We start from the raw sequence: 13079 nt of genomic DNA on the forward strand, positions 1-13079 counted from the left end.
CATCGTCAGGCTAGGTCGGCCGAACCGGTGGCGCCTTATCCGGAACTGCTGTCTTTGCGTGGCCGGGTGTTGGCCAGTTGGACGCAGCCGGGCACGACGACCGGCCCGTTACCCTCGCGGTAGGCCGTCGGCGTCTCCCCGACGATCTCCCGGAACGTCCGGCTGAACGTGCCGAGGCTGTTGAAGCCGACGTCGGCGCAGACGTCGGTGATGCTGCGGCCGGTCTCGCGCAGCAGGAAAACGGCTCACGCCGCAATGCTATTTCCGGGCACCGGAGCCGCTCAGATCGGGCAGCCGGCCAGGGCCAACGTCGCGCTCAGGCCGTTGCTGCGGCCCGGCTCGGCGGCCGGGAGCACCAGTGCCGCGCAGCCGGCCCGCACCGCGCCCGCGTCGGCCGGGCTGTCGCCGACCATCAGCGTGCGCTCCGGGTCGGCGCCGAGCATGCCGCAGGCGCGCAGGAAGATCGCCGGGTCGGGCTTGGTGCGGCCCACCTCGTAGGACAGCGTGAAGGCGTCGACCAGGCCGTCCAGCTTCCAGGCCGCGAAGTGCGGGCGGATGTCGAAGCCGATGTTGCTGACCACCCCGACCTTGATCCCGGCGTCGTGCAGGGTGCGCAGGGTCGGCTCGGTGTCCGCGTAGGGCAGCCAGCCGGCGGGGCCGAGCAGCCGCTCGTAGAGGGCGTCGGCCAGCCCCTCCACGTCGGTGCTGACCGTCTCCGCCAGGCCGGTGTATGCCGCGCGGTGGCTGTGTTCGTAGAGGTCACGGTCGGCCCAGTGCTCCGCCAGGTGCAGCGGGACGCGGTAGGGCAGCGGCCCGCCGGCCCGGCCGGCGGTGACCAGGCGGTCGGCCAGGATGGTGGCCTTGCCGCGCTCCAGCTCGCGCCCGCAGGCCGCCGCGGCGGCGACCACCCAGGTCACCGGCTCCTCCACCTGAGCGAGGGTGCCGTGGAAGTCGAAGAGCACCGCGTCGACCTGTCGGCGCGACGGGTAGGGGGTCGAATCGGCGGCATCCGGCACGCCGTGCACCATACCCAGAGCCTCCGACGCAACTGTCGGCGCCGCCCGCCTAGCCATGACCTTCGTTGTGTCAGAGGTAAGCACTAGCCTTGTGTTCATGACGAGCCGTGCCGATGATGTGAGCCCCGCCGAACGGTATGCGGCTTCGAAGCGGCGGGCGGCCCGCGCGGCCGAGTTCCCGGCCCTGGCCGACTTCATGCTCGATGTCGGATTCGATCTCGACGACTTCCAGCGCCAGGCCTGCGAGGCCCTCGAGCGCGGCAGCGGCGTGCTGGTCTGCGCGCCGACCGGGGCCGGCAAGACGGTGGTCGGCGAGTTCGCGGTGCACCTCGTGCTGCGCGACACCGGCGTCGGCGGCCGGCGCAAGTGCTTCTACACCACCCCGATCAAGGCGCTCTCCAACCAGAAATACCACGACCTGGTGGCACGCCACGGCGCCGACCAGGTCGGCCTGCTGACCGGTGACAACGTCATCAACGGCGACGCGCCCGTGGTGGTCATGACCACCGAGGTGCTGCGCAACATGCTCTACTCGGGCTCGGCCAGCCTGCACGGCCTGGCCTACGTGGTGATGGACGAGGTGCACTACCTGGCCGACCGGTTCCGCGGCGCGGTCTGGGAAGAGGTGATCATCCACCTCCCGGCGTCGGTGACGCTGGTTTCGCTGTCCGCCACGGTCAGCAACTACGAGGAGTTCGCCGACTGGCTGGTCACCGTCCGCGGCCACACCGAGGTCGTGGTCAGCGAGCACCGCCCGGTGCCGCTGTGGCAGCACATGCTGGTCGGCAAGCGGATGTTCGACCTGTTCCACGACGCCGACGCGGCCCGCAAGCACGACGTGCACCCCGAGCTGCTGCGTTACACCCGCGAGATGCTGCGCCGCCTCGAGCTGACGGACCGCACGGCGGGCCCGGGCTGGCAGTCGCGCGGCGGCCGGTCGCGGCGCTGGCAGCCGCCGCCGCGCGCCGAGGTGGTGGACCGGCTCGACCGGGCCGACCTGCTGCCGGCGATCCTGTTCATCTTCAGCCGCGCCGGCTGCGACGCCGCGGTGCAGCAGTGCCTGTCCGGCGGGCTGCGGCTGACCAACGCCGACGAGCGGGCGGAGATCCGGCGCATCGCCCAGGCCAAGGTCGCGAGCATCCCCGGCGAGGACCTGACGGTCCTGGGCTACTGGGAGTGGCTCGACGGGCTCGAGCGCGGCGTCGCCGCCCACCACGCCGGCATGCTGCCCGCGTTCAAGGAGGCCGTCGAGGAGTGCTTCGTCCGCGGCCTGGTCAAGGCCGTGTTCGCCACCGAGACCCTGGCCCTGGGCATCAACATGCCGGCCCGGTGCGTGGTGCTGGAGCGGCTGGTCAAGTTCAACGGCGAGGCGCACGTCGACCTCACCCCGGGGGAGTACACCCAGCTCACCGGCCGGGCCGGGCGGCGCGGCATCGACGTCGAGGGCCACGCGGTCGTGCTGTGGAGCCCGGAGGTCGACCCGCGGCACGTGGCCGGCCTCGCCTCGACCCGCACCTACCCGCTGCGCTCGAGCTTCCGCCCGTCCTACAACATGGCGGTCAACCTGGTCGGCACGGTCGGCGCTGACGAGTCCCGCGTGCTGCTCGAGTCGTCGTTCGCCCAGTTCCAGGCGGACCGCTCGGTGGTCGGCCTGGCCCGGCAGGTGCAGCGCAACGTCGACACCATGCAGACGTACGGGGACGACGGCGCCTGCCACCACGGCGACTTCGACGAGTACTTCGCGATCCGGGTCGCGATCGCCGACCGCGAGCGGAGCCTCGCCCGGCAGGGCGCCACCCAGCGCCGCGCCGCCACGCTGTCGTCGCTGGAGAAGCTGCGCGTCGGCGACGTCATCCGGGTGCCGCAGGGCCGCCGGGCCGGGCTGGCCGTGGTGCTCGAGCCGGTCAGCGGCGGCTTCGGCGAGCCGCGTCCGCTGGTGCTCACCCAGGACCGCTGGGCCGGGCGGGTCAGCCCGGCCGACTTCCCCGCCGCGGTCGACGTGCTCGAGCGCATCCGGGTGCCCAAGCACTTCAACCACCGCTCGCCCGCGGCGCGCCGGGACCTGGCCGCCACGGTCAGCGCCACCGGCCTGGACCGGCACGGCGACGGCACCCGGCGCCGCGGCCGTGACCGGGGCGCCCCGGGCGAGGACGCGGAGATCGCGCTGCTCAAGGTGCAGATGCGCCAGCACGCCTGCCACGCCTGCCCCGAGCGCGAGGAGCACGCCCGCTGGGCCGAGCGCCGGCACCGCCTCGCCCGCGACACCGACGCCCTGCGGGACAAGGTCGCCGGGCGCACCGGATCGCTGGCCCGCACCTTCGACCAGGTCCTCGCGGTGCTCGCCGGCCGCGGCTACCTGTCGGCCGACAACGAGGTGACCGACGCGGGCCGGATGCTGGGCCGGATCTGGACGGAGGCCGACCTGCTGGTCGCCGAGTGCCTGCGCCGCGACGTCTGGGAGGGCCTCGCCCCGGAGGAGCTGGCGGCGGCGGTGTCGATGGTGCTCTACGAGTCGCGCCGCGAGGGCGACGAGCGTGCCTCGGTGCCCAAGGGCGCGACCACCGCCGCGGTCGACGCCTGCCAGAAGCTGTGGGCCGAGATCGAGTCCGACGAGGCCGCGCACGGCCTGTCGCTGACCCGGGAGCCCGACCCGGGCTTCGTCTGGCCGATCTACCGGTGGGCCCGCGGCGAGCCCCTCGCCCGGGTGCTGGCCAGCGGGCACAACTACGAGTCCGACATGCCGGCGGGCGACTTCGTCCGCTGGGCGCGCCAGGTGCTGGACCTGCTCACCCAGCTCCGGGACGCGCCGGCCGCGTCGGCCGGCATCCGCGACACCGCCCGCAAGGCGATCGCCGCGGTGAACAGGGGAGTGCTGGCCTACCAGTCAGCCCTCTAGCGTCGGAGATCTGCTTTCGCCGGGGGCGGCACGGACCTAGCGTCGGCGCATGCCCGCAGCGCAGGACCACATCAACCCGGCCACTCCGATGGGCGCCGACCTCATCGGCGGCGGCGTCACGATACGGTTCTGGGCGCCGGCCGCCGAGCGCGTCCACGTGGTCTTCGGCGGTGTCGACGGCTACCGGCCCAGCCCCGCCGACGAACTGGTGAAGGACCCGGACACCGGGCACTGGACCGGCTTCTTCCCCGGGATCGGCCCGGGCGAGAAGTACCGGTTCCTGGTGCACGGCCCGGGCGGCGCCGGCTTCAAGCGCGACCCGCGGGCACACGAGCTGGAGCTGTACGGCTACCCGGACTGCGACGCGCTGGTGGTCGACCACGACGCCTACCCCTGGCACGACGCGGACTTCCGCACGCCGGACCTCGCCGACCTGATCGTCTACCAGTTCCACGTCGGCGTCTTCCACGCCACCGACGACGACGGCAACGACCGGCGGGCCAAGCGGGTCGCGAAGCTGCTGGACGCCGTGCAGCGGGTGCCGTACCTCGCCGAGCTCGGGGTCAACGCGGTGCAGCCGCTGCCCGTCGTCGAGTTCCAGGGCGAGTGGAGCCTCGGCTACAACGGCACCGACCTGTTCTCGCCGGAGATGGACTACTGCGTCGCGCCGGAGGACCTGCCGCCGTACCTGGCGCGGGTCAACGCCCTGCTCAGCGCGCGCGGCGCCGCGGCCCTGGCCGAGGCGGAGCTGGCCGGCCAGGTCAACCAGCTCAAGGCGTTCGTGGACATCTGCCACCTGTACGGGATCGCGGTCCTGTTCGACGTGGTCTACAACCACGCCGGCGGCGGCCTCGACCCGCAGAGCATCGACTACATCGACCTGCCCGCCGAGCCCGGCCCGCACAACAACGCCTACTTCTCCCCGGACGGCTGGGCCGGCGGCCGCGTCTTCGGCTTCGGCCGGACCGAGGTGCGCCGCTATCTGATCGACAACGCCCTGATGTTCCTGGACCGCTACCACGCGGACGGGCTGCGCTTCGACGAGGTGTCGGTGATCGACGCCAAGGGCGGCTGGTTCTTCTGCCAGGAGCTGACCGAGGAGCTGCGCCGCCGCAAGCCGTCGGTCGTGCAGATCGCCGAGTACTGGGGCGAGCGGCGGTGGCTCGCCGTGCAGCGCCCGCCCGAGGGGATGGGCTTCGACATCGGCTACAGCGACGGCCTGCGCGACACGGTCCGGCTGACCCTGGCCGAGGCCGCGAAGGGAGCCGGCGCGGCCGTGCACATCGGCCGGATCGGCGACGGCCTGCGCCGGGCACCGGGAACGTCGTACCACTGCCTGGAGAACCACGACCTCGTGCTGGACATGGACGACCACCGCGCGCCGCGCATCGCGCGGCTGGCGGACCCCGACAACCCCCGATCCTGGTACGCCCGCAGCCGGGCGCGCGCGGCGACCGGTGTGCTGCTGACGGCGCCGGGCGTGCCGATGCTGTTCATGGGCGAGGAGTTCCTCGAGGACAAGCTCTGGAACGACAGCCCGGAACGCACCGACCGGCTGATCTGGTGGGACGGCGCGCTGGGGGAGGACCGGCACATGGCGGACTTCCTGCGCTTCACCCGCGACCTGATCCACCTGCGGCGGCGGCATCCGGCGCTGCGCGCGGACCCGGTGACGGTGTGGCAGCCGGCCGACCGGGTGCTGGCCTGGCAGCGCTGGGTGCCGGGCACCGGGCGGGACGTGGTGGTGGTCGTGAGCCTGTCGGAGTCCACGTTCCACGACTTCCGACTCGGACTGCCGCAGCCGGGCCGGTGGCACGAGGTCTTCAACAGCGACGTCTACGACAACTTCCCGAACCCGTGGGTGTCGGGCAACGGCGGCGAGGTGGAGGCCTCCGGGCCCGGGCTGCACGGTTTCGCGCAGTCGGCGGCCCTGACCGTCCCGGCCAACGGCATCCTGGTCCTCGCCCGGGACCGCGGCGAGCCGATCGGTTGAACGGCGGCCGGTTCACGCCGTAATGCTCCGACTCGCCTGAGTGGACGGATCGAGTGATCAGCCTGGTTCGGACTCGTGGCCGGCCGGGTGGGTGCTCAGCAGGCCGTCGTAGGCTCGTTCGGCGGTGATGTCGCCGGTGATGACACGGTGGATGGTGCGGGTGATGGGCATGGCCAGCCCGTGCTGGTCGGCCAGCCGAACCGCGGCGTGCACCGTCTTGACCCCCTCGGCGACCTGGCCCATCTCGGCGAGGATGTCGTCCAGCCGCCGTCCACGGCCGAGCTGCTCGCCGACGTGCCGGTTGCGGCTCTGCGGGCTGATGCACGTCGCCACCAGGTCGCCCATTCCGGCCAGCCCGGCGAGCGTGTGCGGCTCGCCGCCCATCGCGACCGCCAGCGTGGTCAGCTCGGCGAGTCCGCGGGAGATCACCCCGGCCCGGGTGTTGTCGCCGACGCCGAGACCCTGCGCGATGCCCGTGGCGATGGCCACGACGTTCTTCAGCGCACCGCCGACCTCGCAGCCGATCACGTCGTGGTTGGTGTACACCCGCAGCAGGCCGCGCCGGAACACCTGCTGGATCGCGGTGGCGACGGTGAGGTCCTCCGTGGCGATCACGGTGGCCGCCGCCATGCCCGCCATGATCTCCTTGGCCAGGTTGGGGCCGGTGAGCGCGGCGGCCGGATGCCCCGGAAGCACCTCCTTGATCACCTCGGTCATCCGCAGCAGCGAGTCGCGTTCGAGACCCTTGCTGAGGCTCACCACGGGGATCCACGGGTGCAGGTCCGGCCGGACCTGCTCCAGGGTGGTGCGGAACGCCCCGGTCGGCACGCCGACGACGAGCAGCTCGGCGTGCGCCGCCGCCTCGGCGAGGTCCGAGGTGGCGCGAAGCCGGCTCGGTAGCGGGAAGCCGTCGAGATAGCGCCCGTTGCTGTGCTTGGCGTTGATCTCCTCCGCCGTGGCCGGGTTGCGCGCCCAGATCAGCGATTCGTGGTCCCGGCGGGTGAGGATGGACGCGACCGTGGTGCCCCACGAACCCGCACCCAGCACGGCGATCCGCATGGTTTTCCTTCCTTCGGGCGCGCACCGGCCGGTGCGAGTTGAGAATACGGCGGCCGGGGCACTCCGCGGGTCCCGTCCACCCGTTACAGCCGTTCGAGAGCATCGCGTCGCAGGATCCGACGGATGGCGGAAGCGACTTCGCCGGCGACATCCGTGGGCTGGTAAGCGGCTTGGCTCCACGTCCGGTTGTGCGAGATCCACATGCTCCGAAGTCCCAGTGCCACCGCTCCCGCGATGTCGGCCTGGGGCGAGTCGCCGATGACCCACGCGTCCCGCAGCGGGAGCCGGGCGATATCGGCGGCCGCACGGAAGATCTCCGGAGCGGGCTTCTCGCGGCCGACCGTCTCCGAGACGACCCAGCCGTGTACCAGCCGGTCAAGGCCGGTGTTGCGGATCTTCGCCTCCCGTTGCGCCGCACGGCCATTGGTGACGATCATGCAGGTCCAGCCAGGTGCACGCGCCGACCTCAGTGCTTCCTCGCACGCATCCTCCAGCACCACCAGGTCGGCCGCGCCGTTGTCGAGCAGGGCGCGGATCGTGGCGACTACCCAGGTATCCGTGGGCGACGCCGATCGGCGGTACGGGGAATCCTTACGAGTCGCCGGATCATGCCGGACGACCCGCAGGCTGCGCCGAACCGGGCCACTCGTCGGAGAGCAGGGCATAGCCGACGCAGTCGAGCCACTCGCCGGATCGGTGCAGGGAATCCCGGACGGTGTAGAACTCACGGCGCATCCCGACGCGTTCCATGAGTCGCCACGATGCCTCGTTGGCGGCGAAGCAGGTGGCCGTCACGCGGTGCAGTCCGAGATCCTCGAAGCAGAGCCGGAGCAGTTCCCGGACGGCTTCGGTGGCGTATCCGTGGCCGGCGTTCTCCGGGTGCAGCACCCATCCCAGCTCCGCTTGCACGCCGCGGGCGCGTTCGGCGATCTCCGCCTGGGCCCAGGCGTCCTCGATCCTCAGCATGAGGTCGCCGATGATCGTGCCGCTGTGCTCGATCACGAGGGTCCTGGCCAGTCTGTCGGGGGTCCGGAACCAGGTCCGGTGCTCGTCCAGGGTGGCGGAAGCACGGGTGATCCAACGGCTCACGTCCTCGCGGCGGCGGAAACGCCAGGTGGCGTCGGCGTCGTCCGTGGTTGCCGGCCGCAACGTCAGGCGGTCGGTGCGCAGTGGCCAGGGCAACACGGCAAGTCCGGTGCTCATGGTCATGCACGCGACCCGCGGACGGCGTACCGGTGGAGCGTGACGCCCTGGTCGAAGCGCACCTGCTCGAGCAGGTCCAGCTCCAGCGGCTCGTCGTGGCTGTCGAACAGCGGCCGGCCGGCACCGAGGATGACGGGGTGGGTGAAGAGGAGCAGTTCATCCAGCAGCCCGGCCCGGAGCAGCGCGGTAGCCAGCGTGGCACCCCCGACGCCGATGTCGCCCTCGGTCCGCGCGCGCAGGTCCGCGAGCGCACCGACGGCGTCGTCGGCGTTGATGACCCGGGTGTTGTGCTCGGCGCTGGTGCGCGTTCGCGACACCAGCACCTTCGGCATCGAGGTCCAGATCTGACCGTACTCGCGAAGGAAGCCGGGCAACGAGGCGTCGTCGCGCGCTCTCGGCCAGAATCCCTCCATCGTCTCGTAGATGGTGCGTCCCTGGACCATCAGCGACAGCGCTCGCGCCCGTGCGTTGAACTCGTGGTGCAGGGACTCGCCGATGCGCATCCACGATCCGCCGCCTTGCTCGTCCTCGGCGTGCTCGATCCTCAGGTCGAGGGAAACGTTCATCCAGTACACGAACCGGCCTGGCATCAGTGCTCCAAGTGTCAACGGCCTGCTACTGCTAGCCGCCACCCTAATTGCAAGCAGGGCTGACGATGGATCCCGCGCCGCGGCGGTCGAGGTCCAAGGCGACCCGTGGGTGATGCTGGTGCTGCGCGACATCATGTTCGGCGACCGGCGTCACGTCCGCGAACTGCTCGCCAGCAAGCCAGGTCGTGGACCGCCGGAGGGTGATCGCGGGCGGTGGCTAGTCTGGCGCGATGCCTCATGTGCCCGATCGTGGTCTCGGCGCCGCTCGAGCGGTCTATCCCGGGACGTTCGATCCCTTCACGCCGGGCCACTTCGACATCGTCGACCGGGCGCGCCGCATGTTCGACCACGTCACCGTCCTGGTCGCCGTGAACGACGGCAAACGGCCGTCCCGGCCGACCGCCGCGCGGGCGGCGGAGATTCGGGGCCTGCTTCCGGCGGGCTGGGGGAATGTCTCGGTGGTCGCCTGGCACGGGCTGACCGCGGATTACTGCCGACAGCACGAAATCCGGGTGATCGTCCGGGGGCTCCGGAACTCCGCCGATTGGGCGCGCGAGTACGAGCTCGCGGCGATGAACGAGTCCCTGGACGTGGCGACGTTGTTCGTGCCCGCCCGGCCGGAGCTGGCCGCGATGTCGTCGACCGCGGTGCGGGCCCTGCGAGCCTGAGCCGCCGGCTCAGATGCCGAGGCGGCGGATTCCCGCCGAAGCGCCGACGATGCGGGGTACGTCGGCCGTCGGGTCGAGCCGGGTGCGCAGCGTGGGCACCCAGCCCCCGTCCGGTGCCAGGTCGGGGTCGTGTGCCGCGTTGTAGGCGGCCACCAGGTCCACCGGCTGCGCGGGCCGGTGGCCGATCTGCACCAGCGTGCCGAGCGCCGTGATCCGGGTGCCCTTCCAGTAGTGGATGATCTCGCCGTCCGGCAGGTCCTCGCTGCGTACGAAGTGGTTGTTCTCCGCGTAGATGCTGGACTCCACGCCGACGCCGAGTGAGTAGCCGTACTCCTCGTCGGTGGCCCGGTACGCGTTGTTGTACACGTCCACCTGTCCGAAGCGGACCCGTGGCGCGCGCTGGATCACGTTGCCGAACCGGTTGTGGTGGACCGTGACGCGCAGCTTGCCGACGTCAACGCCGGGGGTGTCGGTCGAGCCGATCAGCATCGTCTTGTCGTGGTCGTAGTAGTCGTTGTAGGAGACCGTGACCAGGTCGGAGCCGCGGATGATGTCGCTCGCGCCGTCGTGCACCTGGTACGGGCGGCCGAGGCGGACCGGCTGGTCGGCGTCGTGGTTGTTGCCGTCGCTGAAGGTGTTGTGGTCGAGCCAGACGTTCGTGGCGCCGGTCAGCGAGACCAGGTCGTAGAGCGAGTTCCAGTTGCCGGCCGCGCCGTCGGTCGGGTCCCAGGCCGGGAAGCAGTCGGCGGCGTCGGTGAACTCGATGTTGCGGACGATGACGTTGGCGACGTTCGCCAGGATCAGGCTGCCGTGCTCGATCCGGGCGCCGTTGATGCCGATGATCGTCGTGTCCCCGCGGACATTGATCTTTATCTGGTCGCCCTGGCGCTTGGCCGACCGGACCCGGGCGTCCTCGAGCGGGCCGGTCGGCTTGCTCGCCCGGCCCCAGACCGCCGGATCGTACGCCCCCAGGAACGCGTCGAGGTCGTACTCCGGGTCGGCGTAGTCGGCGCACCCGAGCGGCCGGCCCGCGTCGTCCACGCTCATGCTGAAGCGCCCGCTGACGAATACGATCCGCGGCGCGGCGTCGCCGGCCAGCGCCGCGAGCAGTTCGGCGCGGTTGCGGGCCACGAAGACGTGCGCGTCGTCGGCCGCCGAGCCGCCGGTGGTGCCGGAGCCGGCGGCGGCCCAGCCGTCGTTGGGGGCCAGGGGCTGCCGGGCGAGCCGGAGCGCGGCCGCCGACGGGCCGCCGCCGGCCTGCGCGGGCTTCACGGCGCCGGCCGGCAGGGCTGTGCTGAGTCCGAGGGCCGCGACGACCGAGACTGCGGCCGCGGCAAGGGATCGTCCGCGCACGGTGGCTCCAGGAATCGGGGAAGGAAAGCGCTTACCAGTGGCCAACGCTGGCACGGGTATTTGCGCGAGTCAATGGAAACCGATGTGCAGGAAGTTTGCAGTGGACCCGGGGTAGCGTTCGAGTCGTGCAGGCCGAGGAGTTCCGCGTCGAACTGACCGGATACGCGTACCGGATGCTGGGGTCCGGATCCGAGGCCGAGGACGCGGTCCAGGAGACGCTGCTGCGGGCCTGGCGGCAGGCCGACCGCTTCGACGCCGGGCGCGGATCGCTGCGGACCTGGCTGTACTCGATCGCCACCAACGTGTGCCTGGACATGCTGCGCGGCGCCGGGCGGCGGGCCCGCGCGGTCGACCTCGGCCCCGCCGCGCAGGCCGGTTCCCCGATCGGCGCGCCGCTGCCGGAGAGCGCGTGGGTGCGGCCGATCGAGGACGGGCGGGTCCTGCCCGGCTGCGAGGATCCGGCCGAGCAGGCGGTGCGCCGGGAGTCCGTACGGCTGGCCTTCGTGGCCGCCCTCCAGCGGCTCTCGCCGCGGCAGCGGGCCGTCCTCATCCTGCGCGACGTGCTCGGCTGGCACGCCGACGAGGTGGCCGGCCTGCTGGACGCCTCGGTGGCGTCGGTGACCAGCGCCCTCCAGCGTGCCCGGGCGGCGCTGCGCCGGGACGCGCCGGTCGCCCCGCTGGATCCGGAGGCGGCCGCGCTGCTCGACCGCTACTGCCGGGCGTTCGAACGCTACGACGTCGCCGCGATGGTGGCGCTGCTGCACGAGGACGCCACGATGTCCATGCCGCCGTTCGCCTGGTGGCTGCGCGGGCGCGACGAGATCGCCACGGCGCTGCGGCACGGCGACGGCTCCTGCCGCGGCGCGCGCCTGGTGCCGGTCGCCGCCAACGGCACGACCGCGTACCGGCAGGAGCGGCCGACCGGGCCGGGCGGTGGGTACGAGCCGTTCGCGCTGATGTTCTTCGAGACCGCCGGCGGGCGGATCACCGAGATCACAACATTCCTCGAGGAGCCGCGCGTCTGGCACGGGGAACCCCGGGCAGTATGGGTGGGTGCAGAGCGATCTTGAACTTGCCCGGGCGGCCACCCTCGCGGGAGCGGCCGTCGGCCTGCGGTACTTCGCCGCCCTCGCCGACCTGCCCCGCGAGCTCAAGGCCGACGGCAGCGTGGTCACCGAGGCGGATCGCGCGGTCGAGGCCGCCATCCGCGCGGTGCTGACCGAGGGCCGGCCCGGCGACGCCATCCTGGGCGAGGAGGGCGGCGCGACCGGCGACGGCGCCCGCCGGTGGATCATCGATCCGATCGACGGCACCGCCCAGTTCGTCGCCGGCGACGACCGCTGGCTGGTCCTTGTCGCCCTCGAGGAGGCCGGCGAGATCGTCGCCGGGGTGGCCGCGGTGCCGGCGCAGGGCGGCCTCTGGTGGGCGCGGCGCGGCGGCGGTGCCTTCGCGGCGAAGTTCGACGGTACGGGCGAACGGCGGCTGCGCGCGGGCGGCGGCCGCGCCACGATCGCCGAGAGCCGGGTGGGCGTCATCCCGGTGGCGCCGAACCTGACCGCGGCCGACGAGGCGATCGCCGCGCCGCTGGGCGCGGTCGCCTCCATCGTGGATTGGGACGTGCACGCCGCGCTGCTGGTCGCCGACGGGACCCTGGACCTGGCGTTGCAGACCCGGGGGCAGATCTGGGACTTCGCCGCCACCGCGCTGATCGTCGAGGAGGCGGGCGGCTGCTACGGCGGCGCCGACGGAATCCGCGGCCCTAGGCCGGGCGTGTCGCTCTTCGCCGCCGACCGGGCGCTGTGGGGCGCCGCACACGCCGCGCTCTGGCCGGCGTAGTCAACGACGAGCGCCGGCGCAGTCACGACGAGCGGACGAAGATCAGGGCCAGCAGCGCGCCGATCGACAGGATGACGCTGATGATGCCCAGCACCCGGCCGAGCAGGGCCGGGTTGACCCCGCGGGCGCCGCTGCCCTTGGTGCTCATGACGATCGCCGCGATGGCCGGGACGATGCCCACCACGCAGAAGGCCATCGGCAGGCTGAACATCCCGAGGATCAGCGCCGTACGGCCCGCGTTGCGGTTCGGCGCGGTCGGCGGCGCCGCGTTGCGCGGGTCCCAGTGCAGCCGCGGCGGCAGGTCCTGCACCTGGCCGAGCAGGTCGGACGCGTACGTGGCGCCGCTCACCGCGACCACCCGGGCGTCGTGCTGCGCCATGGTGAGCAGGCCCTCGTCGAGAGCCTGACCCAGCAGGCCGATCACCTGGGTGCGGTGCACCATCCCGATGCGCTCGTCCCTCATCG

Annotated in this window: 13 protein-coding genes; 5 read left to right on the plus strand and 8 right to left on the minus strand. The window is 72.3% G+C overall.

The features are described 5' to 3' along the window. Positions 1-35: 35 nt before the first annotated feature. Entirely contained in the window at positions 36-236 is a 201-nt protein-coding gene (locus BJ971_RS14445) for a helix-turn-helix domain-containing protein (RefSeq protein WP_184998853.1), read from the minus strand. A gap of 45 nt (positions 237-281) precedes the next feature. Next, positions 282-1028, minus strand: a complete 747-nt coding sequence (locus BJ971_RS14450) for an HAD family hydrolase (protein WP_184993365.1) — start codon at positions 1026-1028, stop codon at positions 282-284. An 85-nt stretch (positions 1029-1113) separates the two neighbouring features. On the opposite strand from BJ971_RS14450, the gene BJ971_RS14455 reads away from it, so the two are divergent. Both BJ971_RS14455 and BJ971_RS14460 read left to right on the plus strand, forming a co-directional pair. Then, positions 1114-3912, plus strand: a complete 2799-nt coding sequence (locus BJ971_RS14455; RefSeq protein WP_184993367.1) for a DEAD/DEAH box helicase — start codon at positions 1114-1116, stop codon at positions 3910-3912. Positions 3913-3961: 49 nt separating this feature from the next. Beyond that, complete coding sequence (locus BJ971_RS14460; RefSeq protein WP_184993368.1) at positions 3962-5905, plus strand: alpha amylase C-terminal domain-containing protein; 1944 nt, start codon at positions 3962-3964, stop codon at positions 5903-5905. Between the two features lie 57 nt (positions 5906-5962). On the opposite strand, the gene BJ971_RS14465 is transcribed toward BJ971_RS14460, so the two are convergent. The 4 genes from BJ971_RS14465 to BJ971_RS14480 form a co-directional block, all read right to left on the minus strand. After that, positions 5963-6964 carry an NAD(P)H-dependent glycerol-3-phosphate dehydrogenase gene (locus BJ971_RS14465; RefSeq protein ID WP_184993370.1) on the minus strand — a complete coding sequence of 334 codons (1002 nt, stop codon included), beginning with the start codon at positions 6962-6964 and terminating at the stop codon, positions 5963-5965. An 83-nt stretch (positions 6965-7047) separates the two neighbouring features. Next, on the minus strand, positions 7048-7629 hold the full coding sequence (locus tag BJ971_RS14470) for an HAD family hydrolase (RefSeq protein ID WP_184993372.1): 582 nt from the start codon (positions 7627-7629) through the stop codon (positions 7048-7050). Further along, on the minus strand, positions 7571-8167 hold the full coding sequence (locus tag BJ971_RS14475; protein ID WP_184993375.1) for a GNAT family N-acetyltransferase: 597 nt from the start codon (positions 8165-8167) through the stop codon (positions 7571-7573). The genes BJ971_RS14470 and BJ971_RS14475 overlap by 59 nt, the downstream gene beginning before the upstream one ends. A gap of 2 nt (positions 8168-8169) precedes the next feature. Continuing rightward, the gene (locus BJ971_RS14480) at positions 8170-8757 is read right to left on the minus strand and encodes a dihydrofolate reductase family protein (protein WP_184993377.1); all 588 of its coding nucleotides are present in this window, start codon (positions 8755-8757) and stop codon (positions 8170-8172) included. Between the two features lie 230 nt (positions 8758-8987). On the opposite strand from BJ971_RS14480, the gene coaD reads away from it, so the two are divergent. After that, complete coding sequence (coaD, locus tag BJ971_RS14485; RefSeq protein WP_184993379.1) at positions 8988-9425, plus strand: pantetheine-phosphate adenylyltransferase; 438 nt, start codon at positions 8988-8990, stop codon at positions 9423-9425. A gap of 9 nt (positions 9426-9434) precedes the next feature. Here coaD and BJ971_RS14490 read toward each other — a convergent pair whose 3' ends face one another. Continuing rightward, entirely contained in the window at positions 9435-10778 is a 1344-nt protein-coding gene (locus BJ971_RS14490; protein WP_184993381.1) for a pectate lyase family protein, read from the minus strand. A gap of 125 nt (positions 10779-10903) precedes the next feature. On the opposite strand from BJ971_RS14490, the gene BJ971_RS14495 reads away from it, so the two are divergent. Together BJ971_RS14495 and BJ971_RS14500 are read left to right on the plus strand one after the other, a co-directional pair. Further along, a complete protein-coding gene (locus BJ971_RS14495; protein WP_203709186.1) occupies positions 10904-11848 on the plus strand; it encodes an RNA polymerase subunit sigma-70 in 945 nt (314 codons plus the stop codon). Then, positions 11832-12614, plus strand: a complete 783-nt coding sequence (locus BJ971_RS14500) for an inositol monophosphatase family protein (protein WP_184993385.1) — start codon at positions 11832-11834, stop codon at positions 12612-12614. The genes BJ971_RS14495 and BJ971_RS14500 overlap by 17 nt, the downstream gene beginning before the upstream one ends. A gap of 22 nt (positions 12615-12636) precedes the next feature. On the opposite strand, the gene BJ971_RS14505 is transcribed toward BJ971_RS14500, so the two are convergent. Beyond that, complete coding sequence (locus tag BJ971_RS14505) at positions 12637-13077, minus strand: DUF1707 domain-containing protein (RefSeq protein WP_184993387.1); 441 nt, start codon at positions 13075-13077, stop codon at positions 12637-12639. Positions 13078-13079: the final 2 nt, after the last annotated feature.

Origin of the sequence: Amorphoplanes digitatis, from assembly GCF_014205335.1 — a bacterium.
GTDB lineage: Bacteria > Actinomycetota > Actinomycetes > Mycobacteriales > Micromonosporaceae > Actinoplanes > Actinoplanes digitatus.